Here is a 25305-nt window from a genome sequence, read left to right as displayed (position 1 = left end):
GCTGAATTATCTGCTGGCTGCTAAGCTTACTGCTTTATCGCGCCAGCGCACGGAATGTGCGCGATTTTCTCCGCTGCCGCTTCCGCTATTGTGTACAATAGTGGGGATTTTTCCGAAGGAGTTGTCATGCCCGCCATTGAAGTTATCCTCGTTGACTACCTCGATCGTCCCACCGGCAAGATGGAAAAGCTGGAAGTGCATGAGAAAGGATTGCTGCATCGTGCGGTAACGGTTTACGTGTTCAATTCGTGCCATGAACTGTTGCTGCAGCGCCGGGCGCAAAGCAAGTATCACTGCGGCGGTTTGTGGAGCAATACCTGCTGCAGCCATCCCTACCCGCAGGAGCCGACGCGCGATGCGGCTGAGCGCCGCCTGCGTGAAGAGATGGGACTGGATCTGGCGTTAACGCCGGTGTTTGAACTGAGCTATAACCTGCCGCTCAGCAACGGTCTGATCGAACATGAGTACGGCCACGTGTTTTTCGCCATCAGTGACGAAGTGCCGGTGCTCAACCTTGATGAGGCTGACGACTGGTGTTACCGCTCAGTCGAACAGATTCAGCAGGAGATGCGCGAGAATCCGGCAAAATTCACGCCGTGGTTCCTGCACACTTTTCCGCGCATCCCTAACACGCTGGGCGATTTCCGCCTCACCGCCTGAGCAAACGCCTCATTGCTGAAGCGTTATCCGCTTACTGAAAATCTTCCGCATCGACGTCATAGCCTGACGGTTCCCAGCGAATCGCCAGCAGCGCCAGTAAGCCGGCCAGCGGTGCGAGCAGGATCCCCCAGAACACGCCGGTGCCGAACGTCGCGACCAGCAGCGGAAACACAAACAGGGATACCGTCGAACTGGCGCGCATTAGCGTCTGGTTAATGCCGACCCCACGCCGCGCAGCGAAGCCGGATAGCTCAGTGAGGCAAACGTCATGGTGTGCGAACCCGGACCAAACCCCTGACCGAACAGGAACAGCGCCAGCATGGCAATCGCCAGTACCGCTTCCTCACTGCCGGCCGGGCGACCAGTCAGCGCCAGACCCAGCAGCGCCGCACACTGGCAGGCATAACCGGCCACCGACATCTTCCACGCGCCCAGTCGCGGCACCAGCCGTACCGCCAGCAGCCCCCCGACAAAGGCAAACAGCAGGTTAAGCGCCAGCGAGACCAGAATGGTGGTCAGCATCGACTGCGCGAGGAAGCTGGAGATGATCACCGGCAGGCCAAAGGCCACGGCGTTATAGGCGAAGGACGAGGCAATCGAGGTTATCGTTGCCAGCAGCGTACGGCGGCGGTAGACACCCCGAAGCAACGCGCCATAGTTGCGCCAGCTGGCTTTACGTACTGGCTGTGCGGCAGTGAGATCGGCATCCTGCGCGACGTCCGCGTTGATGTTATACGACCGCCGCAGGATTGCCGCTGCACCCTGCAGGTTGCCCTGATTTGCCGCCCGGATCGGTGATTCGCTCATGTAACGACTGCGGATGGCGATGATCAACAGCGCCGGTACCGTGCCAAAGCCGAGGATCAGCCGCCACAGCCAGTCAGTATGGCTCTCTGGCAGCACCGCATACAGCAGCAGCACCAGCAGATAGGAGATGCTGATCGCCGCGTACCAGGTAGGACACCACATCGCGACACTGGCGGCCTTATTGCCCTGACCGCGCAGTCGGGAAAACTCCGCCAGAAACGCCATCGCTACCGGCAGATCGATGCCGACGTCGAGCCCCATCACAAAGCGCGCCGCCGCCAGCACGTACTCGTTCGGCGCAAAGGCACAGGCCAGTGCCGCCACTACGAAGAAGAACATATCGGCCATGAAGACCCGATAGCGGCCAATTTTATCGGTGAGATAGCCACCGATCGGCGCGCCAACAATCGCGCCAAAAGTGATAGCCGACGCCACCATGCCGGTGCCGGCGGGCGTCAGATTGAATTCGCGCGTGACATCTTTAATACCGAATGCCAGCGCACCGAGATCGTAGGCATCGAGAAAAACCCCGCCCAGCGCAATGGCGATGACAATGCGCGCATTGCTGCGCGAGGCGTTACTGTTGTTGACCAGCCGCGTCACGTCGGCTGCGCTGCGAATCCACGGCGTCTCGCCCTGCGGCGTATTCCCTGCTAGCGCCACGTGCGCCGAAGAAGTTAAGTCAGACATGATGTTGTGTGATTTATTGTAAAGAGTGGAGCTATGAGCATAAGCCGCGCCACTGATGTGAAAAATTCTATTTGATTAGTAAGTGCAACCAAAGCGTTCTATAAAACCGGCAACGGATAGCAGAAAAAGAACGAATTGCGCCGCTTGACCGCACCCATCCCGTTTCGCCAGGCTACGCTTGATAATCACTGAAAGAAAATAATGCTGAGGAAAGCGCCATGATTAAGCAGGGTTTATTGGGGATGATCGCATTCGCGATGAGTGTCGGGGCCGTGCAGGCAGCGGACTTGGTCAAGGTAGGTTCCAAGATTGATACTGAAGGTTCACTGCTCGGCAACATCATTCTGCAGGTGCTGAACCAGCATGGGGTAAAAACCGTGAATAAAATCCAGCTCGGTACCACGCAGGTGGTGCGCGGCGCGATCACCGCCGGTGAGCTGGATATCTATCCGGAATATACTGGCAACGGGGCGTTCTTCTTCAATGATGAGAAGGACGCGGCGTGGAAAAACGCGCAGCAGGGCTATGAGAAGGTGAAAAGCTCGATACAGAGAAAAATCATCTGGTGTGGCTGACGCCAGCACCGGCCAACAACACCTGGGCCATTGCGGTGCGCGGCGATGTAGCGCAGCAGAATAACCTGCAATCCCTCGACGATCTCAGCGCTTACCTGAAAAAAGGCGGCACCTTTAAGCTGGCGGCTTCGGCGGAGTTCATCGAGCGCAGCGATGCGCTGCCGGCGTTTGAGAAAGCCTACAACTTCAAGCTGGGCCAGTCACAGCTGCTGTCGCTGGCCGGCGGGGACACCGCCGTTACCATCAAAGCGGCCGCCCAGCAAACGTCCGGCGTCAATGCGGCGATGGCTTACGGTACCGATGGCCCGGTCGCGGCGCTCGGCCTGCAAACCCTGAGCGACCCGAAGGGTGTGCAGCCGATTTACGCGCCCGCGCCGGTGATCCGCGCCAGCGTGCTGCAACAGTACCCGCAGATTGCCGACTGGCTGCAGCCGGTATTCAGCAAGCTGGATGAGAAAACCCTGCAGCAGCTCAACGCGCAAATTGCCGTTGACGGTCAGGACGCCAGCTAGGTGGCGCAGCAGTGGCTGCAGCAGAATAAGTTGCTATAAGCGGTGCTGTCACGGATAAACCGACCGCGCCAGCAGCCGGTGCTGCTGGTGCTGACGCTGCTGATCACGCTGGCGCTGGGAGCGTTACCGCTGCTGAGCTATGCGGCCAACCGGCTGGTTTCCGGACAGCCGCTGATGCTATGGCAGGTAACGGCGGGCTGGCTCCTGCTGCTGCCGCTGTTATGGCTATGGCTGGGATTGTATTGCGCCGGGACGCGGTGCGGCGCTGGCGCAGCTACTGGGCGCGGAGGTGCAGTTCGCCCTGCTGATTGCACCGCTGGCCGGACTGGCGGCGCATTTTCCGCAGCTGGCGCGCCTCGGTATCAGTGGGATTGGCGTCGCGCCGGCGCTGATTGCGCTGGTGCTGTATGCACTGCTGCCGCTGGCGCTGCCGGTGTGGCTCTCCGGACTGCGCGTGGTGGTGGTGCAAACCGTCGGGCTGGCGGTGGTCGCCGCACTGATTGGGGCCGGCGACTTCGGCGCCATTGTGTTTCAGGGATTGCTGAGCAGCGCACTGGATCTGGTGCTGCTGGGCGTGATTCCGGTGGTGGCGCTGGCGGTGATATTCGATGCGCTGCTGCGATTGCTGTCAGCACTGCTGGAGAGAGGACATAATTGAATTTCATCAAGTAAGCAAAGCGTTCGCCGGTAAAGAGGCGATTCGCAACCTGTCGCTAAAGATTGAGAAGGGCAGTTTTACCGTGCTGATTGGCACGTCCGGCTCGGGTAAATCCACCACGCTGAAGATGATTAACCGGCTGGTTGAGCATGACAGCGGCGAAATCCGTTTTGCCGGGGGAGCCGATCGAGCAGATGGAGGCGCGCGCGCTGCGGCGGCGCATTGTCTATGCCATTCAGTCCATCGACCTGTTTCCACACTGGAATGTGGCAAAAAATATCGCCACCGTGCCGTCGCTGCTCGGCTGGCTGCGGGAAAAAATTGCCGCACGGGTTGAGGAGCTGCTGGCGCTGCTCAATCTCGACAGTCAGCTGGCGACGCGCTATCCGCACCAGCTCTCCGGCGGCCAGCAGCAGCGTGTTGGCGTGGCACGTGCGCTGGCGGCCGACCCGGAACTGCTGCTGATGGATGAACCGTTCGGCGCGCTCGATCCGGTCAACCGGCAGGCGCTGCAGCAGGAGATGCTGCGCATTCAGCAGCTGTCTGGGCGCACCGTGGTGCTGGTGACGCACGATATCGACGAAGCGTTAACCCTCGCCGATCAGCTGGTGCTGATGGACGGCGGAGAGATTGTGCAGCAGGGACGGCCGATTGACCTGCTGACGCAGCCTGCCAGTGATTTCGCGCGCCAGTTCTTTGGCCGCAGCGAACTGGGCGTGCGCCTGCTGGCGCTGGGGCGGGCGGGCAGTGCGGCACGGCGCGGTGAGTGGCTGGAGGCGGAGCCGATCGCCGCCGGGCTGACGCTGCGCGAGGCGCTGTCGCAGTTTATTGCGCGCCGCACCGACAAATTACCGGTTGTCGATAAGCATCAGCAGCCGCTGGGCGTGCTGCACTTTAGCGATTTGCTGCGACAGCAGGAGGCGGGCTGATGCGAGTGCTGCGCGATCCGCTCTACTGGCTGCTGGGGGTATTTCTGCTGTTGCTGTGGGGGTTACCGCACAGTGCGCCGCTGTTTGCGCACTGGTTTCCGCAACTGGAGCGTCCGCTGTACCAGCAGGAGAGTTTCTGGCAGCTGGCGCTGGCCCATCTGTTGCTGGTGATCAGCGGCAGCGCGCTGGCGATTGTGGTGGGCTTTGGCGCTGCGCCGGCGGTGATGGCGCTGTTTCTGTATGGGCTGTTGCCGATTCTGCAGGGCACGCTGGCGGGACTGGACAGCGTCCCGGCCAGCAGCCGTGAGATCGCCGTCGGTCTGGGAATGGGACCGTGGCGGCGTCTGTGGCAGATAGAGCTGGCGCTGGCGGCACCGGTGATTATGGCGGGCGTGCGCACCTCAGTGATGATCAACATCGGCACCGCGACCATCGCCTCAACCGTGGGGGCGGAGAGTCTGGGTTCGCCGGTGATTATCGGTCTGAGCGGCTTCAATACCGCCTATGTGATTCAGGGCGCGCTGCTGGTGGCGCTGCTGGCGCTGATCTGCGACCGGCTGCTGGAGCGGTTGCAGCACGCACTCAGTGGGTATGCAGAATAAGGCTGTAGCCAACCAGCATCATGCCGCCCATGCCGCCAATCGCCATGAGGGCAAACAGGGTGCCAATGAGAATTTTATTCCAGTTCATAGGTAAACCTGAGAAAAGTCATGAAGTGCGGCATGATAACGCGCACATGCGGTAAGGCAAAGGCCGCATGTGCGATTTTTCAGGTGGGTTCGTGTACGTGAATCGAGAAGCCCTGAGCCTGCCAGTGTTCAAACTGTTCCAGCTGGCGGCGCGTTGGCTTTTTACCGGTCCAGATAAACAGGTGCTGGCCGGGAAACAGCTCCGGACGCGGCATATCCAGCGGTTCCGCCAGCACATCAATGCGCCAGCCCTGCTGCGCTAAGCGCCAGGCTTCCAGCCAGATGCGGGTGCGATCTTCTACGCCCCAGCCAATCATCAAGGCATCTTTGCCGGCTTTTTTACGCGCACCTGCCAGACAGAACGCGACATAATCAATCAGCGCGCCGTCCAGCAGACAGCACATGGTGCGGGCGGTATTTTGATCGAGCCCGAGACGCTGGCGTACCGGTACAAAAACGTGGTCAATCAACGCATCGACCGGGTGTTCACGGCCAATCGTGGCGATTTTGGTGCGCAGTTTGGAGGCGCGCACGTGGCGCAGCACGCTCATCAGCTCTTCCTGCAGCGCCGTCCAGCCGTCATGCACATTGAAGGTCTCTCCTTCAAGCAGGGCTTTGACTTTACCAACAGGCACACCGCTCTCTATCCAGCGTTTGATCTCTTCGATCCGCTGAACATCTTCATCATCAAATTGTCGATGACCACCCTCAGTGCGCTGCGGCTTTAACAATCCATAACGACGCTGCCAGGCGCGCAGGGTTACCGGGTTAATTCCACAGTGCTCGGCAACATCACCGATACTGTATAAGGCCATGGCATCCTCTAAAATTCTGACCTGCATAACAATACCTTAACCGCCAGAGTGAGCTTGTACAATGATTATTTTATTGTACAACTTGACCCACTGCACGATTTCGGGCTTTATCTCTTATATGAGATTTATTTCCCGAAAATGAGATGTTGACGATGTCTGCTCTAAATACGGAAGATCGGCTTGCGGCACGTCTGGCGGAATTACGCCTGCAGCGCGGCTGGTCGCTGGATGAACTGGCTCTGGCAACCGGCATTAGCCGGGCATCATTGTCGCGCATTGAGCGCGCCGAGACCAGCCCTACCGCCGCTTTGCTTAATCGCTTGTGCGTGGCCTACGGTTTAACCATGTCGCGACTGCTCAGCGAAGTAGAAGAAGAAGCGGCACTGCTGCTGAAAGCGGAGCAGCAGCCGGTCTGGCAGGACACGCTCAGCGGCTTCCAGCTGCGCAACGTCTCGCCGCCGGCCAGTCAGTTTAAAGCGGAGCTGGTTGAGGGCGTGCTTGCGTCCGGGCGCGCGCATTGATTATGATGCGCCACTGGTACAGGGGCTGGAACAGCACATCTGGCTGCAGTCGGGCGAGCTGACCATCACCATGGAGACGCAGAGCTGGACGCTTCAGGCCGGCGATTGCCTGCGCTTCCACCTCAGCGGACGTTCGTCTTTTCAGGCGCATGCCGAAGGCGGCGCGCGCTACATTCTGGTGGTGTGCAAACCATGATTGAAATCGACTCTCTCAGCGCCACCCAGGCGCAGCCGCTGCTGGCGTCACTGTGTGAGGTGCTGCACGGCTGCGTGGCAGACGGTGCCAGCGTCGGCTTCATTGACGCGGACGATCGCGCAGTGATGGCGCGTTTCTGGCAGGACAAAATTTACAGCCTGGCGAGCGGTGATAACCAGCTTCTGGTGGCCTGGCAAGCGGGCGAGATAGTGGCCACGGTGATGCTGGGCTTCAGCAGTATGCCCAACGGCCGCCATCGCGCGGAGATCAGCAAGCTGCTGGTGCATCCGCGTGCGCGTCGTCAGGGCATTGCGCGCCGTCTGATGTTACGTGCCGAACAGCTGGCGCAGCAGCAGGGGAAAACGCTGCTGGTGCTGGATACGCGCAGCGGCGATGTTGCCAGCGCGCTCTATCTGTCGCTCGGCTGGCAGGTGGCGGGTTCCATTCCGTGCTATGCCGAATCCACGGCCGGCGAGCTGGATGCCACCACGGTGATGTATAAGCGGCTGACGTAAGCGTTCTGGTTGCTTTTACCGGACGCCGCATCTCCCTCTCCCTTGTCCGCAGGCCGCCTCTCCCTCTTCCGGTGGGAGAGGGCCGGGATGAGGGCATCAGCGCGCACTTTCCCATCCCGTGCCAGCGGAAACCCGGTCACACGCACCAAATCAGTGCGCCGCCGCAGCATCGCTCAACCCCAGCGACTGCATAAACAGCCGGATGATAGGATTTATTTTCCGGCTTTTCTTCATCACCAGACAAAATGCGGTTTCGCGCCGCAGCGTGTCATCGCCCAGCTCACACAGTTGTCCGCGGGCAATAAACGGAGCGGCATAATGTTCCGGCAAATACCCAATAAAGTGACCGGTTAAAATCAGCATGGCCACCGATTCCACCTGCACCGCCTGCACACCGCTCTCCTGCACCGGAATCAGGCGGCGTTCATCGCGTGGGGTAACATATAAATGATTAATAATTTTCTGCTGACGTAATACGTCCACCGAAATATTTTTATCGCAAGATCAGGAATACAGAGGATGTGACGCAGCGCAATATAATTTTGCGTATTTTTTATAAAGTTCGAAGTAATCAAAATCATTTTTCATTTCATACACGGGAGCAATGCCGCAATGAAAACGCCCTTCGCTTATGCCGCGTTCAATATCATCCAGCTGCGCGGTCTGCAGACGAATCTGCACCTTTGGCGCTTTCTGGTGCAGCTGTTGCACCGCACTGGTGACCGGCGAGTGCGGATCGCTAATGGTGTTATCCACCACGCAAATCGCGATGTCGCCCAGCAGCTCGTTGCGACTATTGTGCAGCCGTTCGCGAAACAGGTTGAGCGACACGAACAGCTCCAGCGTGGCCTGATAAACATTGATGCCGTACTGCGTCAGCTCAAAACCTTCACGGCCGCGGCTGCACAGCGTCATGCCCAGCCGAATCTCCAGGTCAGAAACCTGTTTACTGATCGCCGCCAGGCCAATATTTAATTCGTGACTGGCGGCGGTTAATCCTCCGGCTTCCATCACGCATTTAAATACCCGCAGCAATTTTAAGTCGATATTACTCAGCGCCAGAACCGCATTATCGCCGCGATTATTCGCATTGTTTCCAGACTGGGAAACTTTACTTTCCATTTTTGCTATTCAACTCCGGAATAATTGCGGTGAAAGTACAGTGAATCTGAAATACCACCTATTTGCCAGCGTGGCAATAAAATAAGTTTTTATTATCGCTGCCGGGTGAATCCAAACTTTTTCATATTGCTGCGACTGATTTGTGAGGGAAATAGCATGTCTGAGAATGCCGAACTGTTATGGGGCGCACGTTTTAAAGCGGCTCCGGCAGCCAGTTTAACCGCGCTGTCGCGTAGCCCGGATTATTACTTTGCGCTGGCGCCATATGACCTCGCCGGTTGCCGCGCCCATGCGCGCGAGCTGGCGCGTGCCGGGCTATTGAGCGCTGACGAGCTGGATACCATGCTGGCGGCGATTGACGCGCTGGACGCTGATTATCGCGCTGGCCAGCTGCAGCCGATTGCCGCCGATGAAGACGTGCATACCTTCATCGAACGTGCGCTGACAGAACGCCTCGGCGCGCTGGGTGGCAAGCTGCGTGCCGGCCGTTCACGCAACGATCAGACCGTCAACGATCTGCGTCTCTATCTGCGAGATAACGGCCGCAAGCTGGTGAGCGCGCTGTTGCAGCTGCAGCAGGCGCTGGTGACGCAGGCAGCGCAATACACCGACAGCGTCGCGCCCGGCTTCACCCATCTGCAGCAGGCGCAGCCGATTGTGTTTGGCCATCAACTGCTGGCGCATGCCCAATCCTTCGCGCGTGACATCGAGCGTATGCAGGACTGGGATCGCCGCAGCGCGCGCTGTCCGCTGGGCGCGGCGGCGATGGCCGGTTCGGCAATTGCGCGTCAGCCACAGCTGGCCGCTGCCGATCTTGCTTATCTGGCGCCGTGTGAATACTCGATCGATGCGGTCGCCAGCCGCGACTACGCCGCGGAATTCCTGTTCGCCACCAGCATGATCGGCATCAACCTGTCCCGGCTGTGCGAAGAGGTGTGTATGTGGGCGTTGCGTCAGTTCCGCTGGGTGGAGCTGCACGACAGTTACGCCACCGGCAGCTCGATCATGCCACAGAAGAAAAATCCGGACATTGCCGAGCTGACGCGCGGCCGCAGCGGCCGGCTGGTGGGTAATCTGATGGCGCTGCTGACCACCATGAAAGCCATGCCACTCTCTTACAACCGCGATCTCAGCGACGACAAACGTAACGTGATTGATGCGGTCGACACGCTGCTGATGGTGCTGCCTGCCATGGCCGGCATGATGGCGACGCTGAAATTCAACACCGGGGTGATGCGCGAGCAGGCGCCGGATGGCTTTACGCTGGCGACCGAAGTGGCCGACTGGCTGGCAATGCGCGGCGTGCCGTTCCGCGAGGCGCGCGAGATTACCGGGCAGCTGGTCCAGCTGTGTGAACGCGAAAACTGCGGCCTGGCCGATCTCAGCGATGCGCAGCTGCACGGCGTCGATGCACGTCTCACGCCCGAGGTGCGACAGGCGTTAACGCTGGAAGCGGCGCTGGCAGCCCGCAGCGGCTACGGGGGGACGGCGCCACAGCGGGTGCGCGAGCAGCTGGCACGTCTGCAAGCACTGATGCAGGACCAGCAGCGCTGGGCCGATGATTACGCCGGACCGCGCGCCTGAGGAGAGCCTATGTCACACACCACACCGGTTGAACCGTCGGTCAACAATGGCCGCGTCCAGCCCCATTACGATCTCGATCGCTATCAGGTGGTGCCGCGCCGCTATTATGGCCGCATCACCGCATCGGCAGTGATCCTTGTGCTGCTGGCGCTGCTGGTTAACGCCTTTGCGCATGGCAATATTGAGTGGTCGTTCGTCGGCCAGTTCTTCACCGCGCAGGCGATCCTTAACGGCGTGGTTAACACGCTGATTATGTCGGTGCTGGCGATGGCGCTGGGCATCCTGTTTGGCGTCATCACCGCCATCATGTACATGTCGCCTAATCCGGTGCTGCACTATATCGCGGTGGGCTATGCGTGGATCTTTCGCGGCACGCCGCTGATTCTGCAACTGCTGCTGTGGTTCAACCTGGCGCTGGTGTTTCCCACCATCAACATTCCCGGTTTGTTCAGCGTGCAAACCGTCACGGTGATGACGCCGTTTCTCGCCGCGCTGCTCGGGTTGAGCATCAATCAGGGCGCGTACACCTCAGAAGTGGTGCGCGCCGGGCTGTTATCGGTGGATACCGGTCAGTATGAAGCCGCCAAAGCCATCGGCATGCCGCGTTTGCAGGCGCTGCAGCGCATCATTCTGCCGCAGGCGATGCGGGTAATTCTGCCGCCGGTCGGCAATGAGTTCATCAGCATGATTAAAACCACTAGTCTGGCCAGCATGATTCAGTACTCCGAGCTGCTGTACAACGCGCAAACCATCTACTTCGCCAACGCGCGCGTGATGGAGCTGCTGTTTGTTGCGGGCATCTGGTACCTGATTATCGTGACGCTGCTGTCGTTCGGGCAGAGCCAGCTGGAACGCTACTTCTCACGCGGCCATCGTCGTCGCCAGTAACCGGGAGTGAGAGATGAGAAATATCGTGCGCGCCGTCAAGGTGAACAAATATTTCGATCAGTTCCACGCGCTGAAGGACGTCAGCCTGGAAGTGAACTACGGCGAGGTGATGTGCATTCTCGGCCCGTCGGGTTCCGGTAAAAGTACCTTTCTGCGCTGTATCAACCAGCTGGATAAAGTGGATCAGGGCGGCATCTGGGTCGACAACGAACTGGCGGGCTATCGCATTGCCGGCAACAAGCTGCACCCGCTGAGTGACAAACAGATTGCGCGCCAGCGGCTGCAGACCGGCATGGTGTTTCAGCGCTTCAACCTGTTTCCGCACAAGACCGCGCTGGAGAACATCATCGAGGGGCCGTGTCGCGTGCTGCTGCGCCCGAAACGCGAGGCCAGCGAAGAGGCGATGGCGCTGCTGGACCGCGTCGGACTGGCGCACAAAGTGCATGACTATCCGCAGTCGCTCTCCGGCGGTCAGCAGCAGCGCGTGGCGATTGCCCGCGCGCTGGCGATGAAACCCAAACTGATGCTGTTTGATGAACCGACCTCGGTGCTCGATCCGGAGATGGTCGGTGAAGTGCTGGCGGTGATGCGCCAGCTGGCAAAAGAAGGCACCACCATGCTGGTGGTTGACCCACGAAATGGGCTTTGCGCGTGAGGTCGCCAACCAGGTGGTGTTTATGGATGAGGGACGCATTATTGAGCAGGGCGCACCGGAAGAGATTCTGCTGAACCCGCAAAACCCACGGATGAAAAACTTTATCAACGCGATTCTTCTTTAACGTGACCGGGGTGAATAGATGAAAAAACTGTTATTGAGTGCCATCAGTGCCGCGCTGCTGCTGCAATCCTCTGCCTGGGCGGAGATTGCCGTACCGGCCAGTATCAAAGAGAAAGGGCTGACCGTCACCATCATGCCGAACTATCCGCCGATGGATTTTAAAGATCCGCCCACCAATCAGCTGAGCGGCGTCGATTATGAGCTGGGCCAGGCAATTGGCGAGAAGCTGGGCGTGAAGGTCAACTGGCAGGAGATCGCGTTTGAACAGATGGTCAACGCGGTGGTGACCAAGCGCGTCGATCTGGTGATGTTCGGCATGACCGACACCAAGGAGCGGCAGAAGGTGGTTAACTTTATCGACTACTTCAAAACCGGTCCGCAGTTCTATACCCTGGCGGCGCGCAGCGACATTAACAGTGCCACCGATCTGTGCGGCAAAAGAGTAGGCACCAGCCGCCGCACCACCTTCCCGCAGGAGATTGCCACCTGGTCAAAAGCGCACTGCGAAGCGGCCGGTAAACCCGCGATTATCGTGGTGGGCGCGGAAGGCACCGCCGATGCGCGCACGCAGCTGCGTCAGCGTCGTCTGGATGGCGCGGTACAGGGCAGCGAAACCCTGCCGTACATCATTAATCTGGAAAAAGGCACCTTTAAGCCGCTGGATAAAGCCTTCTCATTCCAGTACACCGGCATGGCGCTGGGTAAAGATGCCGGTGAGCTGACCACGGCGATTCAGGCAGCCATCAATGCCATGATTGCCGATGGCAGCTACCAGAAAATCCTCAGCAAATGGGGCCTGAGCGACAACGGCATTGCCGAAGCCACGGTGAATCAGGGCTAAGGAGCGGGCGTATGCAACAACCGGGCGCAGTGCGCTGGCCGCAGGGCAAGCGTGGCTGTATGGCGCTGGCGTTTGATCTTGATGGTCCCACTGGCGATGCCATGCTCAATGGCAGCCTGTGGTCAACACCAGAGTATTTCACCTTTGGCGCCTACGGGCCGTTTCGCGCGCTCGGTCGGCTGCTGGATCTACTGTGCGCCTTTCAGCTGCCGGCCACGTTTTTTGTGCCGGCGTGGGGGGTGGAGCAGTGGCCGCGGCAGTGCTAGGCGATTATCGAACAGGGCCACGAAGTGGCCTATCACGGTTATCGCCACGAATTGTTCTGGGCGATTACGCCAGATGAACAGCGCGCCGTCATGGCGCGCTCTGCCGCCATCTTTCAGCAGCATCTTGGTATCCGCGCCTGCGGTTTTCGCACACCTTCCGGCGACTGGCACGCCGAAACGCCGCAGATTCTGCGGGAAGCCGGGGTTATTTACTCTAGCAGCATGCGCGGTGACGATCGGCCGTACAGCATTGCCGTCGCCGGGCATACGCCGCTGGTGGAGATTCCCGGCAAATGGGAGATGGACGATTACGCCTCGCTGGCCTACACGCGCCAGCCGGATTTTCCGCAGGGCGGCGACCGCATCGCCAGCTATGCGCACACCGGTGACAACTGGCAGCGCGAATTTGACGGCGCGATGGCGGAAGGACTGTGCCTGACCACGCTGTTCCACCCGAAAATTTCCGGGCAGCCCGGCCGTTTGCTGTTGCTGGAGCAGCTGTTTGCCCACATGACGGCGCGCGACGATGTGTGGTTTGCGCGCTGTGATGCGGTGGCCGCGTGGTATTTGCAGGAGCAGCAACATGACTGAACATTCACACTGGCCGTCGGGCAAACAATCGGCGGTCATCATTGCCATCGACTATCACGATATTCACGGCATCCTGACGCAGGCGCCTGCGGTTGCCGGGCGCGATAAAACCCTGTCGGCTGCCTCCGTCAGTTGTTTGCTGCGGCTGCCGGCCGCGCAGTGTGCCTCGGCGCTGGGCATCGCAGCCAGCTTCAGTGGCGGTCTGTGGGGCTTTATTCATGATGGCTCGCACACCAAAAAGCTGCACGCGGCGCGCGTGGCGGAAGGGGGCGTACAGGCGGCGCTACTGCACAGCGCGGCATCAGCGGACCGGCTGCGGTATTTGAGGCGCGCTGGGGCGACTTTCTGCAAACGCTGGCGAGTGAAACGCAACAGCCAGCCGCGCTCACGGCCCGGCTGGGCGAGGTCTGGAAACTGGCGCGCTGTTCCATCAAGCCGTACGCCGCCTGTCGCGGCACGCATGCGGCGATCGATGCGCTGGATTGGCTGCTCCGGCAGCATGCGGTGGCGACCGGGGATATTGCGCGCATTGTGGTTGGGCTCAATCCCTTCCTGCTGGAGATGTGCGGCACGCGTGAGCTCACCAGCCTCGCCGCCGCGCAAATGAGCCTGCCGTATGCGCTGACGGCGCGTGCGCTGTTCGGCTTCGCGGAGCTGTCGAGTTATGACGACAGCCGTCGCCTGAGTGCGGAAGCTGCCGCGCTGATGGCGCGTATTGAACTGGAGATTGACGACCAGCAGGAGCGCGATGATGAGCCGTGGGTACCGCTGGAGACGGTGCAGGACCAGCAGTGGCAGCAGCACGTCGCGGTGCCGTCTGGATCGCCGGCGAATCCGCTGAGCGACGCGGCGCTGCGCGCCAAATACCGCAGCCTCGCCGCGCGCGTCTTGCCGGCGGCACAGGTGCAGCAGCTGGAAACGCTGTGTCTGACGCTGGATAGCGTCGCGGATGTGCGGCAAATCGCGGCGTTGCTGGCGCCCCGGAAAAATTGGGGCGCCAGCAATGGCGAAATGCGTGTCAGTTAACGTTTAAATGCGTTCAAAACAAGGGCACTTTTCGTTGCGGCGCAATTTATTGCGCGATGAATCGCGCCGCTACGACCAGGGTGCGATTCGCGGTTTCCTTAATCAAACCCGTTCCGACAGTCCTTCAATCCGCGCCATCGCCGCCCGCAACCGCGCTTCGTTGACCGGTTCGGCCATGTTCGCCATATCCTGCGCGTGGACAGATTCACGTATAATCAACGCCAGCTCGGTCTCATCCAGCACGGCAATCTCTGCCAGCGTCAGCGGTACGCCGCAGTCGCGCGCCAGGCGCATCTCATCCACCAGCTCTTCGTCGCTGCGATCCTCCAGTGCCAGCAGGCACAAATTGCCGTAACCCACCAGCAGGCCGTGACCAAACTCGCGCGTTTTGTCGCAGAAGGTGAAACCTTCGTAAATGGCATGCGCAGCGGCGGCGTGGGCACCATTGCTCATCAGCGACGTCAGACCGGCCCAGGTAAAAATCGCGTCCAGCACCTGATCGAGCGAAGTGCCGCTCTCACCGCGCAGCACCGCTGCGTAAGCCGCCGGACCGTGCTCCGCGATCACTTCATAGCAGATCTGGTTGTGCGCCAGCGATGACAGCGCATTGCCGGTGCGCGCCGGATGGCGCGTGCTTACCGCCCGGAACTCATACCATTTAGCCAGCGTATCGCCGAGGCCCGCGGCCAGCCAGCGGGCAGGGGCGGCTGCCAGCAGTTCACTGTCGATGATCACCGCCGCCGGCGCCTGTGGCAGCGGGAAAATATCGAAGAAGTTGCCGTTATCGTCGTAGCGAATGGTCAGCGGGGTCACCGCAGCGCAGGTGGCGGCAATCGTCGGGACGGTTATCACCGGCAGCCCGAGCTGCGCGCCCACCGCTTTAACCGTGTCCAGCGCCTTGCCGCCGCCCGCACCGATCAGCACCTCTGCCTGTTGTTCAACCGCTAACGTCGCCAGCCGTTCGATATGGTTAATCGAGGTTTCGCCACCAAACCACACCGGTGCCAGCAGCGTGACGCCAGCGGCGTCGAGTTGGGTCTTCACCTGCGTCGCCACCGCCTGGATCGCGCGCTGGCCGCCAATCAGCAGTGCCCGCTGGCCCAGCCCGGCGCAGATTGCCCCCAGCTGGTTAATCACACCCGCACCACGCAGCACGCGCGCCGGGAACAGCAAATTTTGTTGCGACATAGCGAAAGCTCTCTTTTTCAGGGAATGGCTGCATCATCGCCAAAGCGGCTTGCAGAAAAAATCCCTGTCAGTCGATAATCACTTCAGCGATTCATTAACTATTGTCAGCAATCCCTGAAGGAAGTGCGGTGCCAACCTTACCCAATCTGAAACTGCTGCAGGTGTTCCCCAGCGTGGTGGAAAACCAGGGCTAGTCGCGTGCGCAGCAGGCGCTGAACATGACCACGCCGGCCATCAGTGCCTACATGAGTGAACTGGAAGGCCAGCTGGGCTTTATCCTGTGCCAGCGCGGGCGCGCAGACTTTGCGCTGACCAGCAAAGGCGAACAGTTCTACGCCTATACCCGGGAAATGCTGGCGACCCTGAGCGGCTGGCAGTCGCAGGTGGAGACGCTGAAAAGCGCGCAAGGCGGCACGTTTGCGCTCGGCGTGGTCGATGCCACCGTCACCGACAGCACGCTGGATCTGCCGGCGGTCATTGCCCGTTTTAACCAGCGCTTTCCGGCGGTGTTTCTCACCCTCAGCGTGTGCGAGCCCAACGAACTGCAGCAGCAGGTGCTGGAGGATCGGCTCGATCTGGCCATCGGACACTTTCCGCTGCGCGCCAGCAATCTGGTGACGCTGCCGCTGTACGAGGAGCAGCAGTGGCTCTACTGCAGTCCGCAGCATGCGCTGGCGCAGGGCGATGCGGATGTGCGTCGCGTGCAGCAAACCGGCATGGTAACGCAGCGCTGCTGGAACCAGCAGGAGCTGAACAAGCGCGGTTTCCGCCATAGCACCGCCTCGGTGGAGAGCATTGAAGCGCAGCTGACACTGATTCTCTCCGGGCGCTATATTGGCTTTTTACCCGAGCATTACGCGCGCAGCCGCGAGCAGCAGGGCCAGTTGCTGCGCCTGCTGCCACACCATTTTCACTTTCGTGCGCCGTTTTCCTTCGCCTTCCGGCGCGGCCGCGCCCGCGAGCCGCTGATCCGCGCGATGCGGGAAATTCTTAATCCAGCGCCAAAAACTGAGCGCGAAAGCTGACGCTGCGGCAATACTGTGTAAAAATACAGGCCGTTTTAACAAACAGTATTCACTATGGCCCTGACAGCAGCGATAAAAAGCCAGATTGCGCAATGGTATAAGGCGCTGCAGCAGCAGGTTCCTGACTTTATCCCACGCGCGCCGCAGCGCCAGATGATCGCCGAAGTGGCGAAGAGTCTGGCCGGTGACGAGGGTCGTCATCTGGCAATTGAGGCGCCCACCGGCGTCGGCAAAACCTTGTCCTACCTGATTCCCGGCATTGCGGTCAGCCGCGCCGAAGAGAAACGTTTAGTCATCAGCACCGCCAACGTGGCGCTGCAGGATCAGATCTTCAGCAAAGATCTGCCGCTATTAAAGAAAATTATTCCTGACCTCACCTTCACCGCGGCTTTTGGTCGCGGGCGCTATGTCTGTCCGCGCAACCTGACCGCGCTGGCAGCGACGGACGATCAGCAGGGCGATCTGCTGCTGTATCTCGACGAACAGGCGGTGACCGGTTCGAAAGAGGAGCAGAAATTCTGCGCGCGGCTGGAGAAAGACCTCAGCAGCTATAAATGGGATGGCCTGCGCGATCACAGCGACGTAGCGATTGACGACAGCCTATGGCAGCGCCTCTCCACTGATAAAGCGAACTGCCTGGCACACCACTGCCGCTGGTATCGCGAATGCCCATTCTTCGTGGCGCGACGCGAAATCGAGCAGGCCGATGTGGTAGTGGCGAACCATGCGCTGGTGATGGCGGCAATGGTGAATGAGTCGGTGCTGCCGCCGGCCAAACACCTGATGCTGGTGCTGGATGAAGGGCACCATCTGCCGGAAGTGGCGCGTGATGCGCTGGAGATGAGCGCGGAGATCACGCCGGGCTGGAGCAGCCTGCAGCTCGATCTATTTGTGCGGCTGGTGGAGACCATCATGGCGCAGTTCCGGCCGAAATTCCCGCCGCCGCTGAGCAATCCCGAGCGTCTTAAAGAGCACTGTGATGAGATGCGCGAGCAGCTGCAGACGCTGTGCAACGCGCTCAATCCTCTGCTGCCGCGCGACAATCAGCCAGGCGAGTTTCGCTTTGTGCTCGGTGAGCTGCCGCCAGAACTGCTGACCCTGTGCGCGCGGCTGTTTAAGCTGAGTGATGCGCTGCGAGGCCTGAGCGAAGGGCTGCTGAACGAGCTGGGCGAACAGACCGGCAAGGCCGATATCATGCGGCTGCACAAAGCCATCCTGCAGCTCAATCGCCACTTCGGCTGGTTTGAATCCATCAGCAAACTGTGGCGGCTGGCGGCGATGGAAAAAGCGTCTAACGCGCCGGTGTCGAAATGGGTGACGCGTGAAATTCGTGACGGCCAGGCGTATCTGCTGTTTCACTGCGCCGGGATTCGCGTCAGCGATCAGCTGGAAAAGCTGCTGTGGCGCAAAATCCCGCACGTGGTGGTGACCTCGGCCACGCTGCGTTCGCTGAACAGCTTTAATCGCCTGCAGGAGATGTCCGGCCTGAACCAAAAAGCCGGCGACCGCTTTGTGGCACTCGACTCACCGTTTAATCATGTCGATCAGGGCAAGTTGATCATTCCGCAAATGCGCTATGAGCCGCTGCTGGCCAATGAAGCGGAGCACATTGCTGAGATGGCGCGCTTCTTCCGGCAGCAAATGCAGGCGCAGCAGCACAAAGGCGTGCTGGTGCTGTTTGCCAGCGGGCGTGCGATGCAGCAGTTTGTCAGCCTGGTGCCGGAGCTGCGTCTGTCGATGCTGTTGCAGGGCGATCAGCCGCGTTCACGGTTGGTGGAGCTTCACAGGCAACGGGTGACCGCCGGACAAAGCAGCATTCTGGTTGGCCTGCAATCTTTTGCCGAAGGTCTCGATTTGAAAGGCGATCTGCTGTCGCAGGTGCACATCCATAAAATTGCTTTTCCGCCGGTAGACAGTCCGGTAATTTTGACCGAAGGGGAGTGGCTGAAGAGCCTCAAACGCTACCCGTTTGAAGTACAAAGTTTACCCAGCGCGTCGTTTACGCTGATCCAGCAGGTCGGGCGTCTGATCCGCAGCCATCAGTGTTTTGGTGAAATCGTCATTTACGATCGCCGGCTGCTGAGTAAAACCTATGGCAGCCGCCTGCTGGCCGCGCTGCCGGTGTTTCCGATTGAACAACCGTCGGTGCCGGAAGCGCACAAACCGGCGAAGCGCAGCAAGAAATCCTGAGTATGCGGCAACAGCCGGATGCACGATTGTTGGCCGCTGGGTGACGGCGCGCCCTGGAAGCGGGAAAGTGTGATGGAACTGAATAAGATCATTAAAGAGATTGGCCGCGGCAAGAATCACGCACGCGATATCGACTTTGATACTGCCGTGGCGCTTTACAGCGCGATGCTGGCGGATGAGGTGCCCGATCTCGAACTGGGCGGCGTGCTGATTGCGCTGCGCATCAAAGGGGAAGGGGAAGCGGAGATGCGCGGCTTCTACCACGCGATGCAGCAGCGCATGATGCGGCTGCAGGCTCCGGCACAGCGGCCGATGCCCATCGTGATCCCCAGTTATAACGGCGCGCGTCGCCAAGGCAATCTGACGCCGCTGCTGGCGCTGCTGCTGGTGAAGCTCGGTTTTCCGGTGTTGCTGCACGGCGTCAGCGACGACCCAACCCGCGTAACCAGCGAAGCGGTGCTGGCGGCGCTGGATATTGCGCCGGTGACCAGCGCGCAACAGGCGCAGGCGAAACTCGACGCTGGCGAGCTGGCGTTCATCACCATCGATGATTTATGTGCGCCAATGGCAAAACAGCTGGCGCTGCGCTGGCGCATGGGCGTGCGCAACAGTGCGCACACGCTGGCCAAGCTGGCGACGCCATTTGCCGAACGCGCCGCGCTGCGGCTGGCGAGCGTGTCGCATCCGGAATATGTGCCGCGCGTGGGGAAATTCTTCCAGGATATCGATGCACCGGCAATTTTGCTGAACGGCACTGAAGGTGAAGTGTATGCCAATCCGCAGCGCTGCCCGGCGATTAATTATATTCTCGGTGCCGGCGCAGAAGCGGAAGTGTGGGTCGAGCGACAGCCGGAGATCGCGCTGACGTTAGCAGAGAGCAAAAGTGCCCGGGATACCGCAGCGTGGATCCGTCAGGTGCTGGCCGGTGAACGCGCGGTGCCGCAGGCGCTGCGCCTGCAGCTGGCGTGCTGTCTGGTCGCGACCGGCGAAGCCGCAACGATGGCTGATGCCGAAACGCGGTTACAGCAGGCGGGGATTTAACAGGGCTGCCCGGCTGGCCATTCACGAAAAACCTGAGCGGTGACGGCTGTCACCGCAGCGGTTGTGCAAGGTGCGCACGCCTGCGTAGCTGAAATGGCTTACTGAGCACCGCCTTCAGCGTTTAATCAGTACGCTCTCCACCAACTGCTGCCAGAACGTAATACCAATCGGCAGCAGCGCATCGTTGAAATCATAGTTCGCATTGTGCAGCGGGGCTGAAGGCGTGGCACCGTCGGCGCCGAGCCAGAAATAGGCGCCGGGACAGGCTTCCAGCATGCAGGCGAAATCTTCAGACGCCATCGACGGGTTAACCTGCCAGTGCAGCTGCTGTTCGCCCAGCAGCTGGCACGCCACGTCACGCACCTGCTCCGCCGGGGCAACATGGTTGGCGGTGACCGGATAGCCGGGATACCAGTGAATCTCGCCGCTGACGTCAAACGGGCGCGGCAGGGTGGTAACAAAATCTTCAATCAGACCGCGCACGCGATTGCGCACGTCGGTCTGCAGACATCGCACCGTACCGCGCAGCGTGATCTGCTCCGGAATGACGTTGATGGCTTCGCCACCGTGAATCTGGGTGACGCTGACCACCGCCGAAGCCAGCGGTGACAGGCGGCGCGACGGGATGGTTTGCAGCGCCAGAATCAGCTCGGCGGCGACCACCATCGGGTCGGCACCGCTTTCCGGCATCGCCGCATGGCAGCTTTTGCCGTGCAGCGTAATCTCAAATGAATCCAGCGATGCCATCATCGCGCCCGGATTCACCGCCAGCGATCCCACCGGCAGTCCCGGCCAGTTGTGCATCGCGTACACGGCATCCATCGGGAAGCGCTGAAACAGACCTCCCTCCACCATTTTACGCGCACCACCCAGATTCTCTTCGGCCGGCTGAAACAGGAAATGCACCGTACCTTTGAAATTACGCGTGGCGGCCAGCTGACAGGCTGCGGCCAGCAGTATCGCGGTGTGGCCATCGTGACCGCAGGCGTGCATCACGCCAGGACGGCTCGATTTCCACTGCGGCTCGCCTTTTTCGGTGATTGGCAGGGCATCCATATCGGCGCGCAGCCCGATGACCGGACCGGGGCCGTTCTCCAGCGTGCCGATCACGCCGGTGCCGGCGAGACCGCGAAACACCTGCAGTCCGGCATCGGTCAGCACCTGGGCCACCAGCTCGCTGGTCTGCTGCTCCTGGTAACCCAGTTCAGGATGTTGATGTAACTGACGACGCCAGGTGAGGGTGTTTTCCAGCAGGGCAGCAGGCAGGCTCATAAGGTAAGGCTCCATCAGCAGCGTCAGCTGCGCAATCTCCGACGCGGGAAGTTAAGTGTCCACTGTAGTGGTAAGCGTGGGGGGCGTCTATCGTGGAAAGGAATAATTTGGCTATAGGCTATAGCTGATTGGTATAAGGGGGCAGGGGGTGGCAAGGTCGGCATAAATGCCGACCCTACAGGGCGCGATGGGATGCCGCCGTGCTGGCGCTGCACGCGGTTGGAATGAATGCCGACCCTACAGGGCGCGATGGGATGCCGCCGTGCTAGCGCTGCATGTGGTCGGCATGAATGCCGACCTTACACAGTGCAATCTTTAGGAACAGTGTTAAGGTCTTAACAGACCGACATTGCGGCATTGCCCAGCCGGGGTAACCTACCGTAGGGTGCGCATTGATGCGCACCTGGAACTACTTCAGCATCGGCAAATTGAGACCGTGCTGCTCTGCGCAGGTCTGCGCCAGCTCGTAGCCCGCATCGGCATGACGCATCACGCCGGTGGCCGGGTCGTTCCACAGCACGCGACCAAGGCGCGCATCCGCTTCAGCCGTACCGTCACAGACGATCACCACCCCGGAATGCTGCGAGAAGCCCATGCCGACGCCGCCGCCGTGGTGCAGGCTCACCCAGGTGGCCCCGCCGGCGGTGTTCAGCAGCGCGTTCAGCAGCGGCCAGTCCGACACCGCATCTGACCCATCCCTCATCGCCTCGGTTTCACGGTTAGGTGACGCCACCGAGCCGCAGTCGAGGTGGTCACGACCAATCACGATCGGCGCTTTCAGCTCGCCGTTGCGCACCATCTCATTGAATGCCAGCGCGGCTTTATGACGCTCGCCCAGCCCCAGCCAGCAAATACGGGCCGGCAGGCCCTGGAAGGCGATGCGCTCCTGCGCCATATCCAGCCAGCGGTGCAGGTTTTTGTGTTCCGGGAACAGCTCTTTCAGTTTGGTGTCGGTTTTATAGATATCTTCCGCATCGCCAGAGAGCGCTACCCAGCGGAACGGTCCTTTGCCTTCACAGAACAGCGGACGAATATACGCAGGCACGAAGCCCGGGAAATCAAAGGCGTTTTTCACCCCTTCATCCAGTGCCAACTGACGAATATTGTTGCCGTAATCTACGGTCGGCACAACCATGTGGTGGAAGTCGAGCATCGCCTGCACGTGCTGCGCCATGGAGGCGCGTGCCGCTTTCTCTACCGCTTTCGGATTGCTGACGCGCTCGGCTTCCCAGCGCGCCACGTCCCAGCCCACCGGCAAATAGCCGTTGATCGGGTCGTGCGCGGAGGTCTGATCGGTCACGATGTCAGGCTTCATGCCGCCCGCTTTCGCGAGCTGCACCAGTTCCGGGACCAGCTCGGCCGCGTTGCCCAGCAGGCCCACGGAGATCGCCTGGCCGGCTTCGGTGGCGTCTTTGATCAGCGCCAGCGCCTCATCCAAGCTGTAAGCTTTATGGTCGAGGTAGCGGGTGCGCAGACGGAAATCGATGCGCGACTCCTGGCACTCAATTGCCAGCACGCAGGCACCAGCCAGCACGCCCGCCAGCGGCTGCGCGCCGCCCATGCCGCCCAGACCGGCGGTGAGAATCCAGCGGCCAGTCAGGTCACTGTTATAGTGCTGGCGACCGGCTTCGGCGAAGGTTTCAAAGGTACCCTGCACGATGCCCTGCGCGCCGATATAGATCCATGAACCGGCGGTCATCTGGCCATACATCATTAGCCCGGCCTTATCCAGCTCGTGGAAGTGATCCCATGTCGCCCAGTGCGGCACCAAGTTGGAGTTGGCCAGCAGTACGCGCGGCGCATCGGCATGGGTGCGGAACACACCGACCGGCTTGCCGGACTGAATCAGCAGCGTCTCTTCCGGCTGCAGCGCGCGCAGCGAGCGCAGAATCTCTTCAAAGCACGCCCAGTTGCGCGCGGCTTTGCCGATTCCGCCATACACCACCAGATCCTCCGGGCGTTCGGCCACGTCAGGATCAAGGTTGTTCTGAATCATGCGGTATGCCGCTTCAATCAGCCAGTTGGCACAGTGCAGTTCATTACCGCGCGGCGCACGGATTTCACGGGCAACAGCCTGAGTCAAAGTTTCGCTCATCATCGGTTCCTTTATTAGCAGTAGAACGCTGGCTTGGCAGCAGCGCAGTAAGGGTTTCAGGCCAGACGTAACTGCTGGCCCACAGGCGCATGGCATCAATGTCCGGCGCCAGTAAACGGTCCTGATCGAGGAAGGCGACCTGTGCACGAATGCGGCTCATCTCCTGTTCGATCGCGGCAGAGCTTTGCAGTGGGCGGTGGAAGTCGATGCCCTGCGCCGCCGCCATCGCTTCAATGCCGACCACGGCAGCGGTGTTAAAGCACATCTCGCCCAGGCGACGTGCCGCGTAGGTGGCCATCGATACGTGATCTTCCTGATTGGCTGAGGTCGGCAGACTGTCGACGCTGCCTGGGTGCGCCAGCGATTTGTTCTCCGAGGCCAGCGCGGCAGCGGTAACCTGCGCAATCATGAAGCCCGAGTTCACACCGCCGTCGCGCACCAGGAAGGGCGGCAGGCCGGAGAGACCGGTGTCGAGCAGCAGCGCCAGGCGGCGTTCGGAGATGGCACCGACTTCCGCAATCGCCAGCGCGATGATGTCGGCGGCAAAGGCCACTGGTTCGGCGTGGAAGTTACCGCCGGAGATCACGTCGCCGCTGTCGCTGAAGACCAGCGGGTTGTCAGAAGCTGCGTTGGCTTCAATCTGCAGCACGCGCGCGGCGTGGCTGAGGTTATCGAGACAGGCGCCCATCACCTGCGGTACGCAGCGGATCGAATAGGGATCCTGTACGCGTCCGCAGTTGCTGTGTGAACTGAGAATTTCGCTGCCTTCGAGCAGCGTCGCCACCGCAGCGGCAACGGCAATCTGCCCGTGCTGGCCGCGCGCCTGATGAATGCGTGCATCAAACGGTTTAACCGAGCCTTTAATCGCTTCCAGCGACAGCGCGCCGGCCATCAGCCCGGCGGCAAACAGATTTTCGGCTTCAAACAGACCATGCAGCGCCAGCGCGGTAGAGACCTGGGTGCCGTTGAGCAACGCCAGACCCTCTTTTGGTCCCAGCACAATCGGCTGCAGGCCGACGCGGGCCAGTCCTTCGCTGGCGGGCACCAGCTGACCGTCAATGCGCACTTGGCCTTCACCGAGCAGCATCAGGGAGAGATGCGCCAGCGGGGCCAGATCGCCGGACGCGCCAACCGATCCCTTCGCCGGGATGCACGGCATCACGTCGGCGTTGAACAGCGCCAGCAGCGCGTCAATCAGTTCAATGCGGATGCCCGAGTGGCCGCGTGCTAGGCTGATGATTTTGCTGGCGACCACCAGCCGGGTGACGTTGTCCGGCAGCAGATCGCCGAGGCCGACGCTGTGTGACAGCACCAGGTTACGCTGCAGTTCCGCCAGGCGTTCGGCGGGGATCTGCGTTTGCGCCAGCTTGCCGAAGCCGGTGTTGATGCCGTACACCACCTTGCCCGAGGCGACGATGGCCTCGACGGTTTCACGTGCGCGGTCAATATCCGCCCGCGCTTCCTCTGCCAGCTGCAGCGTCACCTTATCCTGATAAATACGGCGTAAGGTGGCGAGGTCCACTTCACCGGGAACGAGGCGAATTGCCTGAACCGAACCTGATATAGTCTACTCCTGTCTATATAAGTTATCTGCCACGTTGTGACGGTGCGCAAGATGCGATGGCATCCGCCAGAGGCGCTATAAGTATTGTGAGTGAAGCATAAGTATCTAGTCTTGTCTATACAAGTAGCAAGCGCTGTGCCAGATTGATCGTATTCTGTGAAACGTGCCGCAATGCGGGGGCGGCAACCTCCAGCTTGGTACGCTGCACCATAAGCGAGCGGCAGCTGCACCACGCGGGCAGGCTTTGCACCATTGGATGTATATACA

General features: G+C 60.4%; 15 protein-coding genes and 10 pseudogenes. 17 read left to right on the top strand and 8 right to left on the bottom strand.

Annotated elements, in window-relative coordinates; translation table 11 throughout:
- Positions 1 to 126: 126 nt before the first annotated feature.
- Entirely contained in the window at positions 127 to 660 is a 534-nt protein-coding gene (idi, locus tag AC6I8M_RS09790; protein ID WP_010616060.1) for an isopentenyl-diphosphate Delta-isomerase, read from the top strand.
- Between the two features lie 31 nt (positions 661 to 691).
- Here idi and AC6I8M_RS09785 read toward each other — a convergent pair.
- Positions 692 to 2157, bottom strand: a pseudogene (locus AC6I8M_RS09785) (MFS transporter).
- A 218-nt stretch (positions 2158 to 2375) separates the two neighbouring features.
- On the opposite strand from AC6I8M_RS09785, the pseudogene osmF reads away from it, so the two are divergent.
- From osmF to AC6I8M_RS09765, 4 genes and pseudogenes are all read left to right on the top strand, one after another.
- A pseudogene (osmF, locus tag AC6I8M_RS09780) lies at positions 2376 to 3244 on the top strand (glycine betaine ABC transporter substrate-binding protein OsmF).
- 42 nt (positions 3245 to 3286) lie between these two features.
- Positions 3287 to 3902, top strand: a pseudogene (locus AC6I8M_RS09775) (hypothetical protein).
- Positions 3895 to 4831, top strand: a pseudogene (locus AC6I8M_RS09770) (ABC transporter ATP-binding protein). Before AC6I8M_RS09775 ends, AC6I8M_RS09770 begins: the two co-directional pseudogenes overlap by 8 nt.
- On the top strand, positions 4831 to 5433 hold the full coding sequence (locus tag AC6I8M_RS09765) for an ABC transporter permease (RefSeq protein ID WP_010615954.1): 603 nt from the start codon (positions 4831 to 4833) through the stop codon (positions 5431 to 5433). Before AC6I8M_RS09770 ends, AC6I8M_RS09765 begins: the two are co-directional and overlap by 1 nt.
- Here the strand turns inward: AC6I8M_RS09765 and AC6I8M_RS09760 are convergent.
- On the bottom strand, positions 5414 to 5521 hold the full coding sequence (locus tag AC6I8M_RS09760) for a YohO family small membrane protein (protein ID WP_010615953.1): 108 nt from the start codon (positions 5519 to 5521) through the stop codon (positions 5414 to 5416). The genes AC6I8M_RS09765 and AC6I8M_RS09760 overlap by 20 nt on opposite strands.
- 79 nt (positions 5522 to 5600) lie before the next feature.
- Positions 5601 to 6335 carry a MerR family transcriptional regulator gene (locus AC6I8M_RS09755; protein ID WP_010615952.1) on the bottom strand — a complete coding sequence of 245 codons (735 nt, stop codon included), beginning with the start codon at positions 6333 to 6335 and terminating at the stop codon, positions 5601 to 5603.
- A gap of 152 nt (positions 6336 to 6487) precedes the next feature.
- On the opposite strand from AC6I8M_RS09755, the pseudogene AC6I8M_RS09750 reads away from it, so the two are divergent.
- Both AC6I8M_RS09750 and AC6I8M_RS09745 read left to right on the top strand, forming a co-directional pair.
- Positions 6488 to 7052 (top strand): annotated as a pseudogene (locus AC6I8M_RS09750) (helix-turn-helix domain-containing protein).
- Entirely contained in the window at positions 7049 to 7567 is a 519-nt protein-coding gene (locus AC6I8M_RS09745; protein WP_010615951.1) for a GNAT family N-acetyltransferase, read from the top strand. The pseudogene AC6I8M_RS09750 and the gene AC6I8M_RS09745 overlap by 4 nt, the downstream one beginning before the upstream one ends.
- Before the next feature lie 150 nt (positions 7568 to 7717).
- Here the strand turns inward: AC6I8M_RS09745 and AC6I8M_RS09740 are convergent.
- Positions 7718 to 8689, bottom strand: a pseudogene (locus AC6I8M_RS09740) (LysR family transcriptional regulator).
- Between the two features lie 156 nt (positions 8690 to 8845).
- Here AC6I8M_RS09740 and argH point away from each other — a divergent pair.
- The 7 genes and pseudogenes from argH (at position 8846) to AC6I8M_RS09705 (ending at position 14663) form a co-directional block, all read left to right on the top strand.
- The gene (argH, locus tag AC6I8M_RS09735) at positions 8846 to 10273 is read left to right on the top strand and encodes an argininosuccinate lyase (protein WP_010615950.1); all 1428 of its coding nucleotides are present in this window, start codon (positions 8846 to 8848) and stop codon (positions 10271 to 10273) included.
- A 9-nt stretch (positions 10274 to 10282) separates the two neighbouring features.
- Positions 10283 to 11161, top strand: coding sequence for an amino acid ABC transporter permease (locus AC6I8M_RS09730; RefSeq protein WP_010615949.1), 879 nt, complete (start codon positions 10283 to 10285; stop codon positions 11159 to 11161).
- Between the two features lie 13 nt (positions 11162 to 11174).
- Positions 11175 to 11940 (top strand): annotated as a pseudogene (locus tag AC6I8M_RS09725) (amino acid ABC transporter ATP-binding protein).
- Between the two features lie 18 nt (positions 11941 to 11958).
- Positions 11959 to 12780 carry an ABC transporter substrate-binding protein gene (locus AC6I8M_RS09720; RefSeq protein ID WP_010615948.1) on the top strand — a complete coding sequence of 274 codons (822 nt, stop codon included), beginning with the start codon at positions 11959 to 11961 and terminating at the stop codon, positions 12778 to 12780.
- 11 nt (positions 12781 to 12791) lie between these two features.
- Positions 12792 to 13637 (top strand): annotated as a pseudogene (locus AC6I8M_RS09715) (polysaccharide deacetylase family protein).
- Positions 13573 to 13866 (top strand): annotated as a pseudogene (locus AC6I8M_RS09710) (hypothetical protein); the annotation flags it as partial. The pseudogenes AC6I8M_RS09715 and AC6I8M_RS09710, both read left to right, overlap by 65 nt.
- A 71-nt stretch (positions 13867 to 13937) precedes the next feature.
- The gene (locus AC6I8M_RS09705) at positions 13938 to 14663 is read left to right on the top strand and encodes an MmgE/PrpD family protein (protein WP_498013804.1); all 726 of its coding nucleotides are present in this window, start codon (positions 13938 to 13940) and stop codon (positions 14661 to 14663) included.
- Positions 14664 to 14765: 102 nt separating this feature from the next.
- Here the strand turns inward: AC6I8M_RS09705 and AC6I8M_RS09700 are convergent, their stop codons facing one another.
- Positions 14766 to 15851: an iron-containing alcohol dehydrogenase family protein gene (locus AC6I8M_RS09700; RefSeq protein ID WP_010615947.1), complete on the bottom strand. Its 1086-nt coding sequence runs from the start codon at positions 15849 to 15851 to the stop codon at positions 14766 to 14768.
- Between the two features lie 128 nt (positions 15852 to 15979).
- On the opposite strand from AC6I8M_RS09700, the pseudogene AC6I8M_RS09695 reads away from it, so the two are divergent.
- The 3 genes and pseudogenes from AC6I8M_RS09695 to ybiB all read left to right on the top strand — a co-directional run bounded on the left by AC6I8M_RS09695 (position 15980) and on the right by ybiB (position 20107).
- Positions 15980 to 16876, top strand: a pseudogene (locus AC6I8M_RS09695) (LysR family transcriptional regulator).
- A 54-nt stretch (positions 16877 to 16930) separates the two neighbouring features.
- Positions 16931 to 19066 (top strand): ATP-dependent DNA helicase DinG, encoded by a 2136-nt coding sequence (gene dinG, locus AC6I8M_RS09690; RefSeq protein WP_498013777.1) that lies wholly within the window; start codon positions 16931 to 16933, stop codon positions 19064 to 19066.
- A gap of 72 nt (positions 19067 to 19138) precedes the next feature.
- Complete coding sequence (gene ybiB / locus AC6I8M_RS09685) at positions 19139 to 20107, top strand: DNA-binding protein YbiB (RefSeq protein ID WP_010615944.1); 969 nt, start codon at positions 19139 to 19141, stop codon at positions 20105 to 20107.
- Positions 20108 to 20221: 114 nt separating this feature from the next.
- Here the strand turns inward: ybiB and AC6I8M_RS09680 are convergent, their stop codons facing one another.
- From AC6I8M_RS09680 to hutH, 3 genes are all read right to left on the bottom strand, one after another.
- On the bottom strand, positions 20222 to 21379 hold the full coding sequence (locus tag AC6I8M_RS09680) for a M20 aminoacylase family protein (protein WP_010615943.1): 1158 nt from the start codon (positions 21377 to 21379) through the stop codon (positions 20222 to 20224).
- A gap of 409 nt (positions 21380 to 21788) precedes the next feature.
- On the bottom strand, positions 21789 to 23474 hold the full coding sequence (gene hutU, locus AC6I8M_RS09675; RefSeq protein ID WP_010615942.1) for a urocanate hydratase: 1686 nt from the start codon (positions 23472 to 23474) through the stop codon (positions 21789 to 21791).
- Entirely contained in the window at positions 23440 to 25038 is a 1599-nt protein-coding gene (hutH, locus tag AC6I8M_RS09670) for a histidine ammonia-lyase (RefSeq protein ID WP_051588471.1), read from the bottom strand. Before hutH ends, hutU begins: the two co-directional genes overlap by 35 nt.
- Positions 25039 to 25305 lie beyond the last annotated feature (267 nt).

The organism is Type-A symbiont of Plautia stali (assembly GCF_059731155.1).
The sequence above is the reverse complement of the archived record's forward strand: the minus strand, read 5'-3'. Positions and strand labels throughout refer to the sequence as shown.